Origin of the sequence: Actinomadura sp. 7K534, from assembly GCF_004348575.1 — a bacterium.
Lineage (GTDB): Bacteria > Actinomycetota > Actinomycetes > Streptosporangiales > Streptosporangiaceae > Spirillospora > Spirillospora livida.
Genome location: NZ_SMKB01000078.1, coordinates 1 through 22,100, shown reverse-complemented (window position 1 = coordinate 22,100; position 22,100 = coordinate 1). Strand labels below are relative to the sequence as shown.

The window sequence follows — 22,100 nt, the reverse complement described above, 5'->3', positions numbered from 1 at the left end:
AGACCGCGCCCGCGCAAGGGACGTTTCGGCATTTTTCGGGTGACGTCTTGACATGAATGGACGTCCTCAAATCTACTGGGAGCGCTCCCAAGGATTTCGCGGGGTGCGCGGCGGTCAGGTGTGGGAGCGCTCCCACGATGGTTGAAATCGGGACTAAGGGGATTGGCGCCGGTCGGTCGTGCGGTGCCACGGGGAAAGGTGTCGCACAATGACCGTCAGGAGCGGGGAACCGGGCTCCCGGACGCGATCCGGAGAAGGCGAACCGGATTCCGCAACCGGTGGCGCACCGCCCGCGACACACCCCCGCTGGGGCGTTCACGTGTGGTGGGCCGCGCTTGTGGCGGGGGCGGCCGGGGCACTGGCCGTACTGCTGTTCATGCCGCACGGGCGGGAGATCGAGGCCGCCTGGGAACTGCCGGTGAAACTGCTGGTGTTCGCCTGCCTGGCCTGCGGAATCGCCCTGTTCCCGTGGCCGTCGAAGGTTCCGCATTGGGTGCTGTACGTGCCGTTCCTCTTCTTCGCCGGCTACCTCTTTCCGCGGATCAGCGGCTTCTACTTTCTGGACGGCGAGCGCGCCGACGCGGACAGTTTCTACACCCACCTTTACCTGCTGCTCTATCCGGGCCTCGTGCTGACCACCGCCGCCGCCTACCGGCTCGGGGGAGGGACGCCCGGACGGTGCCTGAAGGTCGTCTTCACCGGGATCGCCGTCATCTTCTCCGGCTTCCTCGACCTCATGTGGTTCGTCGTCAACCCGGTGGACATCCCGCCCGAGATCGACGCCCCGCACATCAACCTGATCACCGGCGGGCCGATCTCGTTCGGCGCGACGATCGTGTTCGCGCTCGCCCACGTCCCGTTCGTCGTCGCGTTCAACCTGCTGCCGCTGGACCGCTGGATCGGGCGCCTGCTCGGCACCGGGCGGAGCGGTGCCTGAGCGGGAGGGGGACACCATGCCTGCGTACGACATGCCCGCGTACGACATGCCTCCGCACGGGAGCTTGTCCGGCGCCATCGACATCTCCGTGGCGGCGCCCGCCTACAACGAGGCGGCGAACATCGCCGAGGTGGTCACCGAGTGGCAGACCTACCTGCGGCGCAACGCGATGGTCGGCGAGTGGGAGATCGTCGTGTGCGACGACGGGAGCACCGACGCGACCGCCGACATCCTCGAAGAGCTCCGGGTGGGCTGCCCCGAGCTGGTCGTCGTGCGGTTCGACCGCAACCGCGGCGCGGGCGCGGCGATCCGCGCCGCGATCGGGCACACCCGGCTGGACTGGGTGCTGCTGCTGGACTCCGACGGCCAGTTCCCGATCGCCAACCTCGACCGGTTCCTCGGGCCCGTCCTCGCCGGCGAGGGCACGGCGTTCTCCGGCGCCCGCGTCCGGAAGGCCGACGGCGCCGCGTACCGGTGGGGCTCGGCGGCGAGCGGCGCGGTCAGCAACCTGCTGCACCGCACCCGGTACCGCGACTTCAACTCGATCTTCAAGCTGGTGCACGGGCCGCTGCTGCGCGCGCTGCCGCTGGAGGCCGGCGGGATGAACTGCTCGACCGAGATCACCGCCCGGGTCGCCGAGCTCGGCCGCGGATGGGTGGAGATCCCGATCGAGCACCGGCCGCGCGCCGGCGGGGGACGCGGCTGGCGGTACTGGCGCGGGGCCCGGGACCGGGCGCTGCTCGTCGGCTACCTCGGCTACCGGCACTGGCTGCAGCGGCGGGGCGTGCTGCGCGCCCCGTCCGCGAACGAGTGGATCCGCCGGGAGGTCCGGTGAGCGCCGAGGTCGCGATGTTCAGCGGCGGGCGGGGCGGCGCCGCGATCGCGCGGGAGCTGCTGCGCACGCCGGGGGTCCGGCTGTCGCTGCTGATCAACGGCTACGACAACGGGATGTCCACCGGCGCGCTGCGCCGCTACCTGCCCGGGATGCTCGGGCCGTCGGACTTCCGCAAGAACCTCCTGCTGCACCTGGACGCCCGCGACCCGGGGCAGGCGGCGCTGGCCGCGGTCCTGGAGCACCGCCTCCCGGACGGGACGACGCCCCGCGACCTCGCCGGGTTCGTCGGCGCGCTCGCGGTCGACCTCGTCGAGGGGTGCCACGCGCTGCCGCGCCGCCCCCGGCTGGCGATCGCCCGGGACCTGGCCGCCTTCCTGGACCGGCTCGGCACCGGCGCCGGGCGCTTCGACCTCGCGGACTGCTCGCTCGGCAACCTGGTGTTCGCCGGCGCCTACCTGCGGCTGGGGGAGGACTTCAACGCGGCGGTCCGCGCGTGCGCCGCCACGTTCGGGTCCCCGGTGCGGCTGCTGAACGTGACCGGCGGCGAGAACGCCCACCTCGTGGCGCTCAAGCGGGACGGGCGGCTGCTGGCGGACGAGGCGGAGATCGTCGCGCCGCAGGACCCGGCCCCGATCACCGACCTGTTCCTGCTCCGCGACCCGGTCCGCGACCGGGACGCGCTGGAGGCGATGCCCGCCGCGCGGGTGCGGCGGATCCTCGCCGGCCGCGGCGCCGAGGTGTCGCCGAACCCGGCGGCGCTGGCGGCGATCCGGGACGCCCGCCTGATCGTGTACGGGCCCGGCACCCCGCATTCGTCGCTGTATCCGAGCTACCGCACGCCGGGGGTGGCGGAGGCGGTCGCGGCGAGCCGCGCGGCGGCGAAGGTGCTGGTCGTCAACATCCGGGAGGACCACGACGTCCAGGGCCTGAGCGCGTCGGACCACCTCGCCCGCGCCCTGGTCCATCTCGGCGACCCGTTCAACGAGCGGCGATCCGTCACCCACGTCCTGTGCCACGGGGGCACGGGCGACCAAGCGGTGCCGGGGGACACGGTGCCGGGGGACACGGTGCCGGTGGACGTGCCGGGGGACGTCTGGGGCAGGGCCCGGTGGATCACCGCGGACCTGGCGGAGCCCGCGCGTCCGGGCACGCACAGCGGGCGGCGCACCGTGCGCGTCCTCACCGCCCTGGCGGGGCTGCCCGCCGCCACCCCGCTGGAGGAGGCCGGATGATCTGGCTCTGCGATCTCGACGGCACGCTCGTGGACTCCACCCCGGTCCACGATGCCGCCTTCCGCGCCGCGCTCGCGGAGACCGCGCCCGGACTGCTCGGCTCCTTCCGGTACGAGCACCACGCCGGTGCCACCACCGACGAGGTCGCGGCGGTGCTGGGGCTCGCCGCGGCCGACGCCCGGCGGCTGGTCGGCGCCAAGCGGCGGCACTACCGCGCGTACGTCGACGCGGGGAAGGTGGCGGTCTTCCCGGGGGCGCGCAGGTTCCTCGCGGCCCTCGCCGCCGGCGGGCAGCCCGCCTACCTGGTCACGAGCGGCAGCCGCGGCTCGGTCGAGCGGGTGCTGGCGGCCTGCTCGCTGGGCGGGTGGTTCCGCGGCGTCCTCACCGGCGACGACGTCCCGGTCAGCAAGCCGGACCCGGGGTTCTACCTGCGCGCCTGCGAACGCTGGGGCATCGGGCCGGGCGAGGCCGCGGCCGTGGAGGACTCGGTCCACGGGGTGGCGTCCGCCGTCGGGGCCGGGCTGCGGACCTTCCAGGTGCACGCGGCCGAGCGCGCCCCGGGCGCGGTCCACCTCGGCGGGCTGGACGACCTCGTCGCGCTCGCCGAGGCGGAGGCCCGGCGGTGAGCGGATCGGTCTGCGCGGTGGTCCCGGCGGCCGGGCGGGGGACGCGGCTCGGCCTGGACGTCCCGAAGATCATGGTGGAGATCGCCGATGGCGCCACGGTGTGGGATCTGCTGTACCGGGCCCTGCGGCCGTCCGTCGACCACGTGCACGTCGTGGTCGCGCCCGCTGCGGAGACGCGGTTCCACCGCCTCGCCGCCGCGGAGATCGCCCGCGGCGCGGTGTCCGTGAGCGTCCAGCGCGAGCCGACCGGGATGGGCGACGCCGTCTTCGGGGCGTCCGGGCACTGGGAGTCCCACGGCGGGATCCTGGTGGTCTGGGGCGACCAGGTGAACCTGACCGGGGGGACGGTGCGCCGCGTCGTGGACGCGCACCTGCGCGCGCCGGGGCTGACGATCCCGCTGGTGCCGATGCCCGACCCGTACGTCGAGTACGAGCTGTCCGGCGGCCGGCTGCTGCGGGTCCGGCAGTCCCGCGAGGGCGACGCGTGCCGTCCCGGCGGGCTCAGCGACGTCGGCGTGTTCTGCCTGGGCACGGCCGGGCTCGCGGCCGCCTGGCGGGACTACCTCGCCGCCGCGAGCCGCGGCGCGATGACCGGCGAGGTCAACTTCCTGCCGTTCCTGGCCTACCTGTCGCTGGTCCGCGGCCGGGACGTCACGGCGGTGCACGTGGACGACCCGGACGAGGCGCGCGGCATCAACACCGCGGCGGACCTGGAGTTCGCCCGGCGGCGGCACGCGGAGCGCGCGGGGTGAAGCCGGCCCGCATGCGGTCGCTGCTCGGCGGGCACGGGTGGGCGGCCGGGCCGACGCTGCTGAGCAGCCTGGCCAGCGCCACGGCCGCCGGGACCACGCTCGTCATCGCCCGGGGCGCGGGCCCGCGGGAGTTCGGGCAGTTCACGCTGGTGCTGACGATCGCGCTGATCGTCGCCGTCGGCATGCTGATGAGCCTGCACTACGTGCTGCTCCAGGAGCTGCCGCGCGCCCGGCCCGCGGAGCGCCCGGCCCTGGCGACGACGGCGTTCCTGTCCACGCTCGCGCTGGGCGGGGGCCTGGCCGCCGCCGGGGCGCTGCTCTCCCCGTTCCTGGCCGTCCCGCTGGGCGTCGACGCCCGGACGCTGTGCCTCTCGTTCGCGCTCGGGCTGTCCCTGGCGCTGAACCAGCTGACGGAGGGCCTCCTGCGCGGCCTGGCGCGGTACCGGTTCGTGGCGTCCCTCAAGCTGGCGGTCGCCGCCGCCTACCTGGCCGGCTCGGCGTTCTGCCTCCTGGTCCTCGGCGTGCGCGACGCGGAGGTCTACCTACTCGCGCTGATCGCCACGAACGCCGCGTTCGTCCTGGTGGCGCTGCCCGGCCTAGGGATCGCCCCGCGCTCGTGGACGCGGGCGGCGGCGCGCTCGCAGTACCGGCTCGGCGGCTACATGACGGTGATCGCCGCGCTGACCGGCGTGCTGTTCGGCATCGACGTCATCTTCCTGAACCACTGGGCGGGCGCGGGGGACGTCGGCGTGTACTCGGTCTACAACGGCTTCCCGAAGCGGCTGCTCGGCGTGCTGTTCACCGACGGGGTCGGCCTGGTGCTGCTGCCGGCGCTCGCGGTGGCGGACAAGCCGGCCGCGCTGCGGCGCATCGCGCGGATCACCCCGTTGGTCGCGCTGGGCACGGCGGCGGTGGCGTTCGCGGCGAGCACCGGCTTCTTCGTCCTGCTGGGCGGCGGCTACCCGTACTCGCTCGGGCTCATGGCGCTGTCGGCGGCGGGCATCGGCGCGCACACGGTCTTCAACCTGTACTCCGTCGCCCTGTCGATGGACGGGGTGCGCGGCGCGCGGCTCCTCGTCGGCTGCCTCGCGGCGGGCACGCCCGTCGCCGCCGCCTGCCTGGCCGCGTGCGTCGCCTGGTGGGGGCTGACCGGGGCGCTGGCGGGCTTCGCGCTGGGCAACGCGATCCTCGTGGCGATCGTCGGGACCGCCGCGGCCAGGACGTACCGGCGCGCGGACCCCCCTGCCGCGCCGCATTCGCAACAGACGGACACAGTGGAGACGGACACAGTGGAGGCGCAGCGGTGAGGATCGCCTACGTCGTCAACCAGTACCCGCCGAACGTCACCACCGGGCTCGGCAGGTACGCCGAGATGATCACGCCGTACCTGGCCCGCGAGCACCGGCTGGCCGTGTGCACGCTGAACGACGGCCGCCTCCCGGTGCGCGACGCGAGCGGGACGGTCGCCGTGTACCGGCCGCGCGGCCGCGTCCTCGGCGCGATCGGCCGCCGCAGGCGCCTCAACCGGACCCGCAGGGCCGAGTTCCTGCTGCTCGCCCTGAATGTCGTGGTGAGCAACTGGCGGTACTTCCTGCGGCTGCGGCGCCTCGGCCGGGACGAGCGGCCCGACCTGGTCGCCGTCCACGACACGACGAACTTCCTGTGCGGCCTGCTCTGCCACTACGCGCTGCGGCTGCCGGTCGTGCTGCACGTCCACACCACCGAGTACGGCGTCGCCCCACAGCGCACGATCGCCGACCCGCTGCACGCCTTCGCGGCGGTCGAGCGGTGGCTGGCGCGGGTCGCGCGGCGCGTCGTCGTCCCAACCCCGGAGGTGCGGGACCAACTGGTCGCCGCAGGCTGGGACCGGACGCCCATAGACGTCGTCCCCTTGGGCGGGACGTTCGAGCGGATCCTGGCCGACCCCGGGTTCGACCGGGACGAACTCCGCCGTGGCGCCGCCGCCCTTCGCTCGCGCCTCGGCATCGCGCCGGAGGACCCGGTGCTGCTGTTCGTGGGGCGGCTCGAACGGCAGAAGGGGATCTACGAGCTGCTCGAAGCGATGCGCGGCATCCGCAAGGACGTCCCCCGGGTCCGCCTCGTGGTCGCCGGCGACGGGGACACGGCGGGCGTCGCGCGCATCGTCGCCGAGACCGGCCTGGACGCGCACGTCCGCACCTCCGGCGGGTTCGTCGGCGGGCGCGCGCTGCTGGAGTACTACGAGATGGCCGACGCCTGCGTGTTCCCCTCCCTCTTCGAGCCGTTCGGCCTGGTCGCGACCGAGGCGATGGCGCTGGCGAGGCCGGCCGTGCTCGGCACCGGGTTCTCCCGCGTGTTCCTCGGCGACGCGGACGCCCCCGCGGCGCGCTTCGTCTGCGGCACCGGCCCGGACGCCATCGCCGAGGCAGTGACCGACGTCCTGACCGACCCGGCCGCCCGGACGGATCTCGCCCGGCACGGGGAACGGCTCGTCCGGGACCGGCTGAGCTGGGCCCGGACCGCCGAAGAGACCCTCTCCGTCTACCGCGCGGCGCTGGAGGCCCGGCCATGACGACCGTCTCCCTGATCGTCCCCTGCTACAACGCGGCGAAGACGCTGCGCCCGTGCCTGGAGGCCGTACTCGCCCAGACGCGCCGCCCGGACGAGATCGTCGTGGTCGACGACGCCAGCGCCGACGACTCCGCCGCGATCGCCGCCGCGCACGGCTGCCGCGTCGTGCGGCTGCCCGAGAACCGCGGGGTGTCGGCCGCGCGGAACGCCGGCGTCGCCGCCACCACCGGGGACGTCGTCTTCTTCCTCGACTCCGATGTGGCGCTGCGCCCCGACGCGGTGGAGAACGCGCTGCGCGTCCTGGACGACGACCCGGAATGCGGGTGCGTCCAGGGCGTGTACGAGCCCGAGCCCCTCATCGACGACGGGCCCGCCGAGTGGTACCGCATCCTGCACGCCGCGTACTGGCGCCGCCGCTACCTTGGCGACGTCACCGGCGTCGTGTTCGCGCTCGCCGCGATCCGCCGCGACGTGCTGCGCGCCGTCGGCGGTTTCGACGAGTCGCTCCGCGACTGCGAGGACGTCGAGTACGGCGGCCGGCTCGCGGGCAGGTGCCGCGTCGTCCTCACCGACGCCGTCCGCGGGTACCACGACGACGCGAGCCGCCTCCTGCCGATCCTCGCCGAGCAGTGGCGCCGCGCCCTACCCCTCGTCCCGCTCGCGCTCACCGCGTCCCGGCGGGGCGGCGGCCAGCCGGAGCACGCCAACCGCCCGGCCGGCATCCTCGCCTGCGCCCTGGCGATGGCGACCCTCCCGGCCGCCCTGCTGCACCCGGCACTGCTCGCGCTGCCCCTCACCCTCCTGGCCTGCTTCGCCACCGCCGACCCGGCCCTGCTGCGCTATGTACACCACCACCGAGGCCCCGCCTTCACCGCCTACTTCATGACAGTGCACCTAGCAGTCCACACGGTCCTGGTCGCGGGCCTGACCGCCGGCTCCCTCCGCCTCCTCCCCGGCCTCCGCCACCCCTCACGGTGACGTTCGTCCGCGAGCTGGACTCAATCGACGTCCCGTGGCGACTCTTCGGCGCCGTCCAGGTCGGCCAGGGCCGTTCCCATCGCGCGGCTGCGGGCGTCCAGGCGCTTCAGTCCCAGCCGCTCGGCGAGGTCCACCGCCCGCAGGTACTCCTCCCGCCCCGGCGCCCGTCCGATCTCGGTGTACCGGCCACGCTCGCCGGCCCCGCCGGCCAGCCCCGCGGGCGTGTACTGGGCCATGAGGTTCACGTAGGTGTCGGAGCCGAGCTCCCGCGCGATCCAGCGCAGGACCTCGGCGGTCTCCTCGCCCATGCCGGGCATCACCAGGTGCCGGACGAGCAGCCCGCGGCGCGCCAGCCCGGACTCGTCCAGAACCAGCGGGCCGACCTGCCGGTGCATCTCCAGGATCGCCGCGCGGGCCACCCGGGGGTAGTCGGGACGCCGGAGGTAGCGGCGCGCATGTCCGGACCCGGCGACCTTGAGGTCCGGCAGGTAGACGTCGACGACCCCGTCCAGCAGCGCGAGGCTTTCGGTGCCCTCGTAGCCGCTGCTGTTGTAGACGATCGGCACCTCCAGCCCGCCGGACACGGCGACCGGCAGCGCCGCGAGGATCTGCGGGACGACGTGCTCAGGCGTGAGCAGGTTGATGTTGTGGCAGCCGCGGGCCTGCAGCTCCAGCATCATCTCCGCCATCCGCCGCTCCGTCACCCGCTCACCCTGGACGATCCAGGAGACGTCGTGGTTCTGGCAGAACACGCAGCGCAGGCTGCAACCGGAGAAGAAGATCGTGCCGGAGCCGCGGCGGCCGCGGATGCAGTCCTCCTCGCCGAAGTGCGGGAAGTGCGCGGCGACCACGGCGTCCCGCCCGATGCCGCACAGGCCGGTCTCGTCGGCCGCGCGGTCCGCCCGGCACAGCCGGGGGCACACCCGGCACAGCCCGGGCCCGAGCAGGCGGCGGGAGACCTCGGCGCGCCGGACGAGCCCGGGGACGTCGAGCACGGTGCCTCCTCCGCGTCGGCCTTGCGAGCCGCCGGGTCACGCCGCTACGGGGATCCGGCCGTCAGGACGTCCAGCGCCTCGCGGGCCGCGTCGACCACCCGCCGCCATTCCGGCATGGCGATCACCGACGCGTCGTCGGCGCCGGCCGGCAGCGCCTCCAGCAAGGGCGTGAGAACGCGGTCCAGCGCCGCGATCGCACGCGCCTCCTCCTCGCTCCTCAGCACCGTCCCCACATAGTCGTGCGGCGACTCGGCGACTCCGGTGTCGTCATAGAGCGTGCTGATGTTGGCGTCGAGGTCCTCGATGAGCCGAGGGTCGGATCCGCGTTCCTCGACCCACATCCTCCGCTGGTAGCCGGGGTCGGACAGGACGCGCACGGCATCGATGACGCTTCCGCGTATCCCCGAATAGCCGCTCATCGGACGTCACTCCGGGGAAAAGGGGTGTGCCGGCTCATGGATGACTCCAATTGCTCCACTTCAACCACTGGTCCAGCGGGATATGGGCTTCCGGCGTCTTGGTCGGTTTCGGCGCATTGATAGGGTTCCCGTACCGGTCCAGGATTTTCCCGTTCGAGTTTATCACGACATGATCGACGCGCTGGCTCGGCCAGGGGCTGTTCGGATCGCCCTTGTCAATGCGGATTCCGTTATTGGGGTTGTTGGGGTCCCGCCACCGCCAGCCCGGCTTACTGGGATCCTTGAGCGCCTTCTTGTTCGCCTGCCCGGGACCCCACTCCTTCGGCACCTTGTCCTGTGCCTTTTGCGGAGGCTTCCCGTTGGCCCACGAATCCGTCTTGGACGGCTTCTTGTCCTTCTTTCCCTTGAACAGCCCCTTGAACCAGGAGTACGCGGCGGCGATCGCGGCGGCTGCCTTCTTGAAAAGCCAGACGATACCCCGCCAGATCCATTTGACCAGCCAGCCGAGCAGCCGCAGGATGTAACGGCCCAGAAACCGGAGCAGCCACAGGACGGCCACTCCGATCGCGCACCAGATCCCGCCCGACATGCTCGCCCGGCGGCGCACCTCAAGGATCTTGCGGTAGGTCGCCGCGGCGGCCTCGGCGATGGCGGTCTTGGCGCCGAGCACCGCCTGCGCCATCGCCCGAACCCCGTCGGCGACCGCGTCGAGCGCACCGCACACCGTGTCGACGTGCTGCTCGAACGTCTGCCAGAGCCGCCCGAACGCGTCGATCGAGGCGCCCTGGTTCTCGTCGCCGACCCGACGGGAGACCGCCGAGCCGGCACCCTTAAGGCCGCGCAGCTCACCCGCCAGGGAGCGCCACTGGGCGCCGAGTTCGCTCAGCCGGTCCTCGTCCGCCTCCGGCCACCGCCCGCCCGCCTTTTCCACGAGGCCCGCCAGTACGGGCGGTAACGTCAAGGTCATGGGCGCCCGAGTCTTTGCTGGACACCGTGAATCTGCGCACGGGTGGCATCATCGGCGGCCGCGATATTGTCGGCGCTCACACCGAGGTTGACGCCGACTGTGCCGAACGCCTCCGCCAGGCCGCCGAGCAGTTCGCCCAGCCGCGCCGTGACCTCCAGATAGCCGCCCTCGAAGAGGGATCCCTCCTCATCCGCGCCCCATATCGCCGAAGACCCTGCCACCTGCGATTTCCACGATTCCTGGCGGCCGTCGAGCCGGGCGCCGAGCTCTTGCATCGACGTTCCCGCCGAGCGGAGTCCCGGAACGTTCACGCTGAACTCATCGGACATGGCATCATGTTAGCCGCGACGTCAATAGTGGTAGAAGGCGGTAGTCAAGATGGACGCCGAGCCTCCATATAAGTCCAGGCGGGAACGTGTTCTGGCTGAACCGGATGGGAATGCGACTCCCGCCGTCGCCCCGGCCGCACTGTGCGCCGAAGGGCAGTCACGAGACGGCCTGATCAGGGTCACGGTCAGCCACGAGGGCCGAATCGATGAACTGGCCATCGACCCCCAGGCGCTGCGGGCGGGCCCGCGGCGCGACGCGGCCGGACTCGCCGAGGAGATCAAGCACGCGGTCAACGCCGCGATCGACCGCCTGCACGAGCGGATCCGGGAGGACACCGAAGGAATCTTCGGCGGCGACCTGAACCTCCACAAGACCGCGGAGCGGTTCGAGGCCACATTGGAGCGGCTGACCGGCGACATCGCCGAAGCCCACCGCAAGTTCCAGCCCTGACGACGGTCACGCCGCGGGGTCATCGAGAGCCAGGGCGAGGCCGGCGAGCGCCTGCCCACCGACCTGCCACTTCATCCGGGGCTTCATCACCGGCTGCCGGGCGGCCGATTCTATGCTTCGGCGGTGTCGGTCAGGCCGTACTGGTCCTGGTCGCAGGGGCGGGGGGACTCGGGGCCGTCGCGGCCGAGGCGGAGCATGCGGCAGACGCGGACGGTGCGGAACTCGCGGCCGCGGACGACGATCCGGTGGCCGGTCGACGCCCGGATCTCGTCGGCGAGCGCCGTCCACTCGGCGAGTTCGGCGGGGGTGGCGGGGTCGTTCTGGAACTCGCGGAGCCGGGGGAGCAGGCCGGTGAAGTGCCGGGCCAGCCGATCGCGGGCCTGGTCCGGGTCGTCCCCGCCGGTGAGGGGCGCCCAGGAGTCGCCGTCGACCTCCACGACGATGAAGGTGGGCGGGAGCAGCACGACCCCGGGGTGCGCCTGGATCGCGTGCCGGGCCTCGGTGCGGATCATGGCCGGGACGGTGCCGGGGACGGGCAGCCGCGCGACGAGGTTCAGGCGGAGCTGCGCCTCCCACTGGCCGCACGGCGCCGCCGGGTCGAGCGGGTGGTCACGGAGCAGCCCGTCGCCGGCGAGGTCGGCGTCGGTGGCCCTGGGCGGCTCCATGACCCGGTCGCCGATCAGGATGAACTTCTCGACCCGGATGATCCGGTACCTGCGGTCGCCGGTCTCCCACTCGTCCTTGGCGAGCTGCGGGCCCTCCTCGGGGTCGAGCCTGGCGGCCGCCGCCAGCATCGCGCGGGCGGTGCCGGGATCCGGCTCCCCGGCCGCCGCCGTCCGCAGATCCATGGCCAGTCCGTACCGGGCGGCGGACGGATCATCGGAGCCGAGACATCCGATTCGCCACTCTTTTCCCTTTTGCACTGCATGGCCGAAACAAGGGGACCCGGCGGGCAGGATCTTGGGATAGCGAAGAATCCGCTCGCCGAGTTCCCTGTCGCGCACCGCCGCGACCGGGTCGAGGTCGGCGACCACGTTGAGGTGGTCGAACCCGTGCATCAGCGGGAAGGTCATGCCCGCATCCTGGCCGTCCGGCCCGCATTCCCGCACGGGTTTCGTGATTTCGACCGGCGGGCTTGCGGCAATTAACCGGAAAAAGAAAATTCGTGCAATGTTCAGGTCGGCGGGGCCGGGTCAGAGGGATTTCGATGACCCGGACGATTCGGATTTCTCGGGCGGCTCGGTTTTTGCGGCCGGCTCGGTCGTCTCGGCCGGGGACGCGTCGTCCGCCTCGCCGTCGCCGTCGCGGTCGAACCAGGCGGGGACCTCGTGCTCGTTGTCGAAGCCGCGCGCCACGAACCCGTCGGTGGACGAGTGCGCGATGATCGACAGCGCGATCGTCGCGGCGACGAGATGGAAGATCTGGTCGCCGGCCGCGATGCCCGATTCCAGGACGATCAGCCCGTACACCACCGAGGCGAACCCCTTGGGCCCGAACCACATCACGGCGGCCTGCTCGCGGGCGGTCAGCTTCGACCGCAGGAACGACACCCAGATCGCCACCGGCCGCGCGACCACCAGGGCCAGCACCGCGAACACCCAGCCCGCCCAGCCGACCTCGCCGAGGAACGTCGGCGACAGCAGCGCGCCGAAGACCAGCAGCGCGCCGAGCTTGAACAGCTCGGCGATCAGCTCGCCGAACTCCTCGAACTGCTCCTTGTAGTGGTCGCCGACCGTCGCGACCGTCACGCCCGCGGCGAACGCGGCCAGGTAGAGGTTGCCGTGCGTGGCCTGGGCCACCGCGAGGACGAGCATCCCGATCGCGAGCGCGTTCAGCGGCTCGAACTTGGGCGAGACCGCGAACCACCGGGTGCGTTCCAGCGCCAGCGCCGCCAGCGGGATCACCACGCCGATGACGATGCCGAGGCTCAGCTCGATCGCCAGCTCGTCGATGTGCAGGTCGTCCGAGCCCTGGGCGATGGCCAGGAACACGATGACGAACGGGAGGGCCACCCCGTCGTTGATCCCGGACTCCACGTTCAGCAGGCGGCGCAGGCGCGGCGGCACCTTCTCGTTGCCGATCAGCGCGGCGGCGAACACGGGGTCGGTCGGCGCGAGCACCGCACCGATCAGCAGCGACTCGATCCAGCCGAGGCCCACCACGTAGTGCGCGAGCGCCGCCGTGATGAGCAGGGTCAGCGGCAGGCCCCCGGCCAGGGCCCGTCCGGGCAGCCGCCAGGCGCTGCGCACCTCCTTCCACCCGGCGTGCATGCCGTCGGTGAAGAGGACCGCGAACAGCGCCAGCTCGGCGAGCGTGTTGACGATCTCGTCCTCGGGCTTCAGCACCAGCACGTCGGTGACGCCGTGGCCCAGCAGGAACCCGCCGACCAGGAACAGGGCGGCCGTCGACAGGACGGTGCGGTGGACGAGGGCCGACACCAGCACCGCGAGCAGCAGGAGTGCCGAGAAGACAAGCAGGAGGTTCGTCATCCGGGATCTTTCAGACTTCGACGGACGTGCATGCCGAACCCGGTCAGACCCGGCGGATCAGCCCCACGACTTTAACGGTCCCGCCCGCGCCGCTGAAACCCCGGGTCGGCTGCCCGGAACAGCGACGGGGACGGCGACGGGGACAGCGACGGGAACGCCGACCGGCACGGCGGCCTGGGAGCTGCCGCCGTGCCGGTTGTCAGGGGGTGTTCGGTCGTCGGGGCTGTGCGGGGGTCAGGGGGTGCTGCAGGCGAGCGCCGGGTCGGAGACGTCGCCGTTCGGTGCGCTCGCCGTGAACCCGAAGGAGGCGGACGCGCCCGCCGCGAGGTTCGAGTTCCAGCCGGCGGGCTTGACCGTGACGACGTTGCCGTTCCTGGTCGGGGTCCCGTTCCAGAGGGCCTGGATGTCCTGGCCGGAGTTCATGGTCAGGACGGCCGTCCAGGAGCTGACCGCGCTGCCGCCGGCGGTGATGGTGACCTGGCCGTTGAAGCCGTTGTTCCACTGCGCCGTGCGGGTGTAGGTGCAGGTGACGCTGCCGTCGCCCGGTTCACCGGGGTCGTCGGGGTCGCCGCCGAGCGCTTCGAGCGTGGCGTCGTACGCGGGCTTCTTGTTGTAGTTGTCGTCGAACAGCAGGGCCGCGCCCTCGCCCTCGAAGACGTCGGGCACCCACGAGTACTTGTCGGTCACGCCCCAGACGGTGATGCCCTTGCACGCCGCCACTGCCACGCACGCGGAGGTCACCGCGCGGTAGTCGCTCGCCTGCTGCGCCAGCTTCTGGCTGTCCGGCGGGGTCTGCATCCGGATGTCGAGCTCGGTGATGTAGACGTTCACACCCAGGTCTGCGAACCGCTGGATGTTGGCCTGGATGTCACCGGGGAGGCTGCCCACGATCAGGTGCGCCTGGAGGCCGACGCAGTCGATCGGGACGCCGCGGCTCTTGAAGTCCTGGACCATGGCGTAGACGGCGTCGCTCTTCGCGTTGCGTCCGTCGATGTTGTAGTCGTTGTAGCAGAGCTCGGCCCCCGGGTCGGCCGCACGCGCCGCCCGGAACGCCTCCTCGATGTAGCCGTCGCCGATGACGCGCTGGAAGACGGTGTCGCGCCGGGCGCCCGTCCCGTCCTCGAACGCCTCGTTGACGACGTCCCAGTAGTCGATGTCGCCGCGGAAGTGGCCGGCGACGTTCGAGATGTGGTTGCGCATGACGTCCAGCAGCTCGGTGCGCGAGGAGATGCTCTCGACCCAGTCCGGCAGCTGGCTGTGCCAGACGAGCGTGTGCCCGCGCACCGCCATGCCCTGCGACTGCGCGTGGCTGACGAGCTGGTCGGCCGCGCCGTAGTTGAACGAGTTGCGGGACGGCTCGGTCGTCTCCCACTTCATCTCGTTCTCGGGCGTGAGCTGGTTGAACTCGCGGTTCAGCGTGTTGACGTAGGCCGACTCGCCCATGTGGCTCTGCGCGGCGGCGGTGCCGAAGACGATGCCCTTGGCGGCGGCGGCCTCCTTCAGCGTGCTCGCCGCCGAGGCGGGGGGCGCGCCGGCCACCAGGCCGGCCAGGAGCAGTGTCGCCGCTCCGAGCACCGAGGTGAGTGCTCTTCTCATGGTTTCGTTTCTCCTTGGGGGTGGGGGCCTTTTCAGGCGGGGGGTTCAGCGAAACCCGGCCCTCCGGCTTTCGGGGGGCCCGAGATAGGAGGTCCTGAGTCCTCCGGTGTCGACCACGATCTTCTGCAGGACGACGGTCGGGTCGACCATCCAGAACTTCAGGGTGTGCGTCCCCGGTCCGGTGACGGTGTGCGTCGTGACGGTGCGGTTGACGTTGTCGGAGGTGTTCCTCTCCCATTGCTTGTTCATGGTCGTGTCGTTCGCGCCCGTCGCCTCGGTGATGTTCACGACCTGCGGTTCCTGGCCGTCGATCGAAACGGCGTATTCGAGTCCCCCGGTCGAAAGGACGCTGTTGCGCGGCGACAGGTACGCCCAGACCTTCACGGGCCCGGTCGTGGTCAGCGTCATGTCGTATTCGAGGCGCGGGCCCTTGCCCGGCTCCTGGCTGGACGCGGTGACGGGGAACGGCTCCATTCCGGCGTCCGTCCGGCCGATTCCCGGGATCCGCTTCCAGTGCGCGCCGCCCGCGCCGGTCGCCCGGGTGAAGCCGTCGGCGTCCATGGAGACGTAGCCGCCCGCCTCGACGAAGCCGCGCGCCCGGGACGGCTCCGGCTTGTCGACCACGGCCTGGACGGTGACGGTGCGGCCGTCCGCGCCCGCGACCTCGATCGGCACCCGCGTGGTCCCCTTGGGCGCCCGCCGCCAGTCGATCCACACGGTCGCCCGTACCTGCTCGTCGACCCGGCCCTCGGCATGGGACACCTTCACCCAGGGCTCACCGGGGGTGATCCGGTAGTCGAACGGGTCGGTGCCGCGGTTGAACACCTCGATGTACTGCGGGGGCGCGCTCTGGTACGGGCTGAACTCCGGCAGGACGGCCTCGGTCTCCGCCTTGGGCCACCACTCGTCGGAGCCGTCGATGGCGACGCCCATCTCCGAGCCGTCCGGCACCTCGATCCGCTTGAGATGCGGGTAGATCTCGTCGGGGAGCGCGACGTGGTCCTTCTCGGGCTGCTGCCAGGGCGCGTTCGGGCCGTACCGCGCCACGTTGCCGTAGCCGATCTTCGGCTGGCTCTGGAAGCCCTCCCATTTCCCGCCGGCGAGTTCGTGGTCGTAGTAGCGCGACATCGCCTGGTCCTCGTCGAACCGGGCCTCGGCCTCGTCGGCGTAGTCGTTGGTGGCCGCCCGTCCCTGTTCGGCGTAAAGGATGTTCGTGAACTCGGCCTCGCGCAGCGCGTAGAGGTTGGCCGTCGCCTTCACCTGGTAGTACACGAGCTGGTAATAGGCGTCCCGGTATTCCTCCGGCAGGCGCCGGCGTATCCGTTCGGCCTTTTCGGCGAGCCGTTGCCACCGCGCGGTGACGCCGTCCATCTCGCGGTACTGGTTGAGGTAGAAGGGCGTTTCCTCGTCGTCGTAGACGACGGCGCTCGGGTCGGTGGAAAGGTCCTTCTCCGGGTCGAGGGTGATGCGGCGGTTGAGCAGTTCCGGCTTGCGCAGTGCCTGGAGGTTCCCGTACTCGCCGAGGACCTCCCCGATCTCCTTCGCGTGCCCGCTCCCGAAGTTCTGCGCGGCGAACTCCCGCTCCCACTCGCCCAGCTTGTGCAGCGGCCAGCGGTCCGGGTCCCAGGCGTAGTCGAGGAAGAACTGGGTCGGGAGCTCGTTGCTCTTCATGTCGCCGACGTTCGCGACCCACAGGTTGCGGATGCCGTACTGGTACGACTGGTGCAGCTGCTCCCAGGTGTTCGCGAGCTGCGCGGTGTCGACCCACTTGTAGTTGCGGCCGCCGCCCACGTAGTCGAAGTGGTAGTAGAGCCCGTATCCGCCGGCCCGCTCCGGCAGCCCCTTCGCGGGCATCTTGCGCATGTTGCCCCAGTTGTCGTCGGTGAAGACGACGGTCACGTCGTCGGGGACGCGCATGCCCCGGTCCCAGTAGCGCTGGACCTCCTTGTAGAGCGTCCACACCTGCGGGGTCTCGGACGCCTCCTTGCCGGTGACGTCGGCCAGGATGTCGCGTTCGCTGGCGATGATGTTCTGCATCAGCTCGATGCCGTCGCCGTCCGGCAGGCTGACGTCGCCGTTGCCCCGCATCCCGATGGTGACGACGCCCTCGAAGTCCTCCTCGACCATCCGCTCGACGCCGTCCCGCCAGTACTGCTTGATCGCGTCGGAGTTGCGGCGGAAGCTCCACTCGCCCGTCCCGCCGTACGGGTCGCTGCCGGGCTTGGTGATGTCGCCGTCCGCGTCCCGCTCGGCCGGGGTCGCGTGCCGGTTCCACTCCTCGATGCCGCGCATCATCGGGGCCTCGTGGGACGTCCCCATGACGACGCCGTACTTCTTCGCGGTCGCGTGGTTGAGCGGGTCGTCCTCGGCGAAGGCGCGTCCCCATACGGCGGGCCACAGGTAGTTGGCCTTCAGCCGCAGCATGGTCTCGAAGATCTTGGCGTAGAACTCGTGGTTAAAGCCGTTGGGGTAGCCCTCGGCCTTCCCCGGCCCGAAGAACCGCGGCGCCCACCGGTTCAGCGCCGGGTTCTCGTCGTTGATGAAGAAGCCCCGGTACTTCACGGCCGGTGTGCCCTGCGTGTGCCGGCCCGGCTTCACGTAGATGTCGCCGTGCCGCGGGGACGGGACGTCGGCCCAGAAGTACCAGGGGGAGACGCCGATGTTCCTGGAGACGTCGTAGGCCCCGTAGATGGTGCCGCGCTGGTCGCTGCCGGCGATGACGAACGCGCGCCGCACGCCCGGCATCGGATGGTCCACGACCTGTTCGAGGGTGGTCTCCCACTTGCCCTCGACGTCCCGCACGTCCAGCTTCCCGGACGAGACGAGCCGGTCGATGAGCGGGCTCTCGCCGATCGTGCCGATGATGACGACCGCGCTCCCGGACGGGACCGTGCCGTCGGCCGACAGCGCGGGCCGCACGCCGCTCACCCGCTCGATGTCGGCCCGCAGGTCCCCGGCGACCCGCACGACGCCCGGGTGGTCCGCGCCGCTGACGACGAGCGGCGCGGCCCTGCCGTCCTCGACGAGCGGGAAGTGGCCCCGGCCGTCCCGGAACGAGATATAGGACTGGTTCGGTGCGCCATGGCCGGATCCGACGCGGCCGGGTCCACCGCGGTCGGCGGGGAGCGCGGCGGCGGGCGGCGCGGTGAAGGCGATGACGGTCGGGACGAGGGCCAGGAACAGCTTCGACTTCCACAACCGGCGCGGTCTGCCCATCGGCTGTCTCCTCACTGCGGGAGCGGCGGGGGCGTCTCGAAACTTTTCGATATTTTTCGAGAGTCGACTGGAAAATAGCCTCAGCCGTCTCTCTCGTCAACCATCTCTTTTCCGCCAACCAGGCCATACCGGTTCTGATCTGGGCGCATAAGTGCGGACGAGTGGCTTCGAAATATTTCGAGCGGACGGGGAGGATCTTTCTGGGGCCGAGAGCGGCCGACTCCGCGCTTTTCCCTACGGAGATCCTTTGGAACGCAATAGAGTCGTGCGGAACGGCTGCGACCCTCGCGGTGGTGGGCCGGCGAGCGCGCTAGAGAGGCCCGACTTTGACCGAAGAGGACCAAGCCCCCGTCGACCTGAACGTGGACGTCGCCCATCCCGCCCGGATGTACGACTACTACCTGGGCGGCAAGGACAACTACGAGGCCGATCGCGCGGCCGCCGACGCCGCGCTCGACGCCGCCCCCGAGATCCGCGCCATCGCCCGGGAGAACCGGGCCTTCCTGCACCGCGCCGTCCGCCACCTGGTGGACTCCGGCGTCCGGCAGTTCCTGGACCTCGGCGCCGGGCTGCCGACCCAGCGCAACGTCCACCAGGTCGCCCAGGAGATCGCGCCCGACACGCGCGTCGTCTACGTCGACAACGACCCGATCGTCCTCGTGCACGCGCGGGCCCTGCTGAGCGGGCTGGGGCGGACGGCCGTCGTCCAGGCCGACGTCCGCGACCCCGAGCGGATCATCGCCGACCCGCAGGTGCGCTCGCTGATCGACTTCGAGCAGCCGCTGGCGGTGATGCTGGTGTCGGTGCTGCAGTTCGTCCCCGACCGCGAGCCGCAGGACATCGTCGCCCCGCTGCGGGACGCGATGCCCAGCGGCGGCTACCTCGTCCTGTCGCACCCCACGCAGGACTTCCGCACCAGCCAGGTGAACGAGGTCGCCAGCACCTACACCCGCGCCAAGGCCCCGGCCGTGGCGCGCCGCAAGGCCGAGATCGAGCGCGTCTTCGACGGCTTCGAGCTGCTGGAGCCGGGCATCGTCCAGACCCCGCTCTGGCGGCCCGACGGCCCGGTCACCCCGAACCTCGATCTCATCTGGATGTACGGCGCCGTCGGCCGGAAGCCCTGACCCCGGCCGGCCTTCCGACCCGCCCTTTACCCCCGGAGAGGTGACATGGACGTCATCGAGGCCATGAAGACAACGGGCACGTGCCGCTACTTCCGCGGCGACCCCGTACCGGACGAGGTCCTGATGACGGCGTTCGACGCCGCCCGGTTCGCGCCGCAGGGCGGCAACCGGCAGCCCGTCCGCTGGGTCGTCGTCCGGGACAAGGACCGCAAGCGGCAGCTCGCCGAGTGGTACCTCGGGCCCTGGAAGGCGTACCTGGACGGCATCGACACCGGGGAGATCGGTGTCGGCGCCCTGCCGAAGGCCGTCACCGACGCCGACCACTTCGCCGAGCACCTGCACGAGGTCCCGGCCATCGTCGTCCTGTGCGCCGAGATCGACGGCCTCCACCCCACCGACCTGGAGCTCGACCGGTTCAGCGTGGTGGGCGGCGGGTCCATCTACCCGACCGCGCAGAACTTCTGCCTCGCGCTGCGCGCCCAGGGCGTCGCCAGCGCCCTGACGACGCTCCTCGTCCACGCCGAGCCCAAGGTCAAGGAGCTGCTGGGCGTCCCGGACGGCGTCATCACCGCCGCCCACATCGCGGTCGGCTACCCCGAGCACGGCTTCCCCGCCAAGCTGAGCCGCACGCCGGTGGAGGAGATCGTCTTCGACGAGACCTACGGCACCCCGATGTCGTGACCCGGCGGGTCTCGGACGTCCGTCCGGGCCATGGACAACGGGCCGTCCCGGTCCTGAGACTGGTCACGGTCGTCCCTGACACCGAGGAGTGCCCATGGCACCGTTGCCGCCGCTGCCGACGTCGCTGGTCGGGAGCTACGCCCAGCCCGAGTGGCTGATCGACCGGTCGAGGCTCGCCGGGCGGTTCCCGCCGCGCGTCCGCGCCAGGGAGCTGTGGCGCGTCGCGCCCGAGCTGCTCGCGCAGGCCCAGGACGACGCGACGCTCCTCGCGATCCGGGCGCAGGAGGAGGCGGGGCTCGACATCGTCACCGACGGCGAGATCCGCAGGGAGAGCTACTCCAACCACTTCGCGACGGCGCTGGAGGGGGTCGACGTCGACGACCCGGGGACGGCGCTCGACCGCAGCGGCCATCCGAACCCCGTGCCGCGGATCACCGGGCCGATCCGCCGGCCGCGCCCGGTCGAGGTCGCGGACGTGCGGTTCCTGCGCGCGCACACCGACCGGACGATCAAGATGACGGTGCCGGGGCCGTTCACCATGTCCCAGCAGGCGCAGAACGAGCACTACCCCGACGCCGAGGCGGCGGCGATGGCCTACGCCGAGGCGGTCAACGCCGAGATCACCGATCTGTTCGCCGCGGGCGCGGACGTGGTGCAGATCGACGAGCCCTACATGCAGGCCCGTCCGGACGCCGCCCGCGCGTACGGGCTGCGCGCGCTGAACGCGGCGCTCGCCGGCGTCACCGGCACGACGGCGGTGCACATCTGCTTCGGGTACGCCGCGATCATCCACGAGCGACCGGCGGGCTACTCGTTCCTGCCGGAGCTGGCCGGGTGTTCGGCGCGGCAGATCTCGATCGAGACGGCGCAGTCCGGGCTCGACCTGGGCGTCCTCGCCGACCTCGCGGACAAGACGGTCATCCTCGGGGTGATCGACCTGTCCGACCACGCGGTGGAGTCGCCGGAGACCGTCGCCGGGCGCGTCCGCCGCGCCTTCGGCTTCGTGCCGCCCGAGCGGATCGTCATCGCCCCCGACTGCGGCATGAAGTACCTGCCGCGCGAGTCCGCGGAGGGGAAGATGCGCGCGATGGCGGGCGCCGCCGAACTCCTTCGGAAAGAGCTCGCGGCATAGTCCTGACCGGTGGCCCGGCGCTGCCGGAGCTCCGCCGGGGCGCTGCCGCCGATCCGCTGCGGCGCTGCCGGTAACCTCATGCGGCGGGGCCGGGCGGCGGGGCGCGTGGTGCGCCAGACGCCGCGCCGGGCCGTGGGGGATGCCGTGCGGACGCTGATCATCGACAACTACGACTCGTTCACCCACAACCTGCTCCAGTACGTGGCGGAGGCCGGTGCAGAGCCGGTCGTCGTCCGCAACGACGATGCGGCGTGGACGTCGCGCCTCGGCCTGCGCCGCCTGCTGCGCCCGTTCGACAACGTGATCATCTCGCCCGGCCCCGGCTCGCCCGAGCACGACGCGGACTTCGGGATCTGCGCGCGGGTGATCGAGCACGCCCGGATCCCGCTCCTCGGCGTGTGCCTCGGCCACCAGGGGATCTGCCACCTGTTCGGGGGGCGCGTCCGGCCCGCCCCGCAGGTCCGGCACGGACGGACGTCGCCGGTGGAGCACACGGGCACCGATCTCTTCCGGGGCCTGCCCTCGCCGTTCTCCGCCGTCCGGTACCACTCGCTCGCCGTCGCGGACCTCCCGCCGGTGCTGGAGCCGGTGGCGTGGACGCCCGACGGCGTCCTGATGGGGGTCCGGCACACCCGGCGGCCGATCTGGGGCGTCCAGTTCCACCCGGAGTCGGTCTGCACCGAGCACGGCCGCGCGATCATCGGCAACTTCCTCGACCTCACCCGGGAGCGCGCCGGCCGGAGGCGACCGGTCCGCGCCGCCGCGCCGTCCCCCGCCGCGCCGTCCCCCGC

21 protein-coding genes are annotated in these 22,100 nt (G+C 71.9%); 13 read left to right on the top strand and 8 right to left on the bottom strand.

The genetic code is table 11. The features are described 5' to 3' along the window. Positions 1–337 precede the first annotated feature (337 nt). Genes E1266_RS17385 through E1266_RS17350 form a run of 8 tightly spaced genes read left to right on the top strand, consistent with a single transcriptional unit; the run spans position 338 to position 7,910 of the window. Positions 338–937, top strand: coding sequence for a hypothetical protein (locus tag E1266_RS17385; protein WP_243718513.1), 600 nt, complete (start codon positions 338–340; stop codon positions 935–937). Positions 938–953: 16 nt separating this feature from the next. Next, the gene (locus E1266_RS17380) at positions 954–1,772 is read left to right on the top strand and encodes a glycosyltransferase family 2 protein (protein ID WP_243718512.1); all 819 of its coding nucleotides are present in this window, start codon (positions 954–956) and stop codon (positions 1,770–1,772) included. After that, entirely contained in the window at positions 1,769–3,004 is a 1,236-nt protein-coding gene (locus tag E1266_RS17375; protein WP_243718510.1) for a 2-phospho-L-lactate transferase CofD family protein, read from the top strand. The genes E1266_RS17380 and E1266_RS17375 overlap by 4 nt, the downstream gene beginning before the upstream one ends. Next, entirely contained in the window at positions 3,001–3,630 is a 630-nt protein-coding gene (locus tag E1266_RS17370; protein WP_243718507.1) for an HAD family phosphatase, read from the top strand. Before E1266_RS17375 ends, E1266_RS17370 begins: the two co-directional genes overlap by 4 nt. Next, a complete protein-coding gene (locus E1266_RS17365; protein ID WP_243718505.1) occupies positions 3,627–4,382 on the top strand; it encodes an NTP transferase domain-containing protein in 756 nt (251 codons plus the stop codon). The genes E1266_RS17370 and E1266_RS17365 overlap by 4 nt, the downstream gene beginning before the upstream one ends. Further along, positions 4,379–5,689, top strand: coding sequence for a hypothetical protein (locus E1266_RS17360; protein ID WP_207945709.1), 1,311 nt, complete (start codon positions 4,379–4,381; stop codon positions 5,687–5,689). The genes E1266_RS17365 and E1266_RS17360 overlap by 4 nt, the downstream gene beginning before the upstream one ends. Further along, complete coding sequence (locus E1266_RS17355; protein WP_132048155.1) at positions 5,686–6,933, top strand: glycosyltransferase family 4 protein; 1,248 nt, start codon at positions 5,686–5,688, stop codon at positions 6,931–6,933. The genes E1266_RS17360 and E1266_RS17355 overlap by 4 nt, the downstream gene beginning before the upstream one ends. Beyond that, positions 6,930–7,910, top strand: a complete 981-nt coding sequence (locus E1266_RS17350; RefSeq protein ID WP_132048153.1) for a glycosyltransferase family 2 protein — start codon at positions 6,930–6,932, stop codon at positions 7,908–7,910. The genes E1266_RS17355 and E1266_RS17350 overlap by 4 nt, the downstream gene beginning before the upstream one ends. Positions 7,911–7,930: 20 nt before the next feature. On the opposite strand, the gene E1266_RS17345 is transcribed toward E1266_RS17350, so the two are convergent. Genes E1266_RS17345 through E1266_RS17330 form a run of 4 tightly spaced genes read right to left on the bottom strand, consistent with a single transcriptional unit; the run spans position 7,931 to position 10,620 of the window. Further along, a complete protein-coding gene (locus E1266_RS17345; protein ID WP_132048150.1) occupies positions 7,931–8,905 on the bottom strand; it encodes a radical SAM protein in 975 nt (324 codons plus the stop codon). 44 nt (positions 8,906–8,949) lie between these two features. Further along, positions 8,950–9,324 (bottom strand): hypothetical protein, encoded by a 375-nt coding sequence (locus E1266_RS17340; protein ID WP_132048148.1) that lies wholly within the window; start codon positions 9,322–9,324, stop codon positions 8,950–8,952. A 34-nt stretch (positions 9,325–9,358) separates the two neighbouring features. Then, positions 9,359–10,291, bottom strand: a complete 933-nt coding sequence (locus E1266_RS38825; RefSeq protein WP_207945707.1) for a hypothetical protein — start codon at positions 10,289–10,291, stop codon at positions 9,359–9,361. Next, on the bottom strand, positions 10,288–10,620 hold the full coding sequence (locus E1266_RS17330; protein ID WP_132048146.1) for a hypothetical protein: 333 nt from the start codon (positions 10,618–10,620) through the stop codon (positions 10,288–10,290). The genes E1266_RS38825 and E1266_RS17330 overlap by 4 nt, the downstream gene beginning before the upstream one ends. A 49-nt stretch (positions 10,621–10,669) precedes the next feature. Between E1266_RS17330 and E1266_RS17325 the strand changes: the two genes are divergently transcribed. Then, positions 10,670–11,071, top strand: a complete 402-nt coding sequence (locus E1266_RS17325) for a YbaB/EbfC family nucleoid-associated protein (protein ID WP_132048144.1) — start codon at positions 10,670–10,672, stop codon at positions 11,069–11,071. Positions 11,072–11,181: 110 nt separating this feature from the next. Here the strand turns inward: E1266_RS17325 and E1266_RS17320 are convergent, their stop codons facing one another. The 4 genes from E1266_RS17320 to E1266_RS17305 form a co-directional block, all read right to left on the bottom strand. Continuing rightward, positions 11,182–12,144: a DUF5954 family protein gene (locus tag E1266_RS17320; protein WP_132048142.1), complete on the bottom strand. Its 963-nt coding sequence runs from the start codon at positions 12,142–12,144 to the stop codon at positions 11,182–11,184. Positions 12,145–12,264: 120 nt separating this feature from the next. After that, complete coding sequence (locus E1266_RS17315) at positions 12,265–13,560, bottom strand: cation:proton antiporter (RefSeq protein ID WP_132048140.1); 1,296 nt, start codon at positions 13,558–13,560, stop codon at positions 12,265–12,267. 234 nt (positions 13,561–13,794) lie between these two features. Further along, complete coding sequence (locus E1266_RS17310; protein WP_132048138.1) at positions 13,795–15,156, bottom strand: endo-1,4-beta-xylanase; 1,362 nt, start codon at positions 15,154–15,156, stop codon at positions 13,795–13,797. Positions 15,157–15,201: 45 nt separating this feature from the next. Next, positions 15,202–18,372, bottom strand: coding sequence for a glycosyl hydrolase 115 family protein (locus tag E1266_RS17305; protein WP_132048136.1), 3,171 nt, complete (start codon positions 18,370–18,372; stop codon positions 15,202–15,204). Positions 18,373–18,698: 326 nt separating this feature from the next. On the opposite strand from E1266_RS17305, the gene E1266_RS17300 reads away from it, so the two are divergent. The 4 genes from E1266_RS17300 to E1266_RS17285 all read left to right on the top strand — a co-directional run. Then, a complete protein-coding gene (locus E1266_RS17300) occupies positions 18,699–19,496 on the top strand; it encodes an SAM-dependent methyltransferase (protein WP_243718503.1) in 798 nt (265 codons plus the stop codon). A 45-nt stretch (positions 19,497–19,541) separates the two neighbouring features. Further along, a complete protein-coding gene (locus tag E1266_RS17295) occupies positions 19,542–20,177 on the top strand; it encodes a nitroreductase family protein (protein WP_132048134.1) in 636 nt (211 codons plus the stop codon). 94 nt (positions 20,178–20,271) lie between these two features. Further along, entirely contained in the window at positions 20,272–21,309 is a 1,038-nt protein-coding gene (locus tag E1266_RS17290; protein WP_132048132.1) for a uroporphyrinogen decarboxylase family protein, read from the top strand. A 144-nt stretch (positions 21,310–21,453) separates the two neighbouring features. Continuing rightward, positions 21,454–22,100 (top strand): aminodeoxychorismate/anthranilate synthase component II (locus tag E1266_RS17285; protein ID WP_132048130.1); only part of this gene is annotated, 647 nt, incomplete at its 3' end.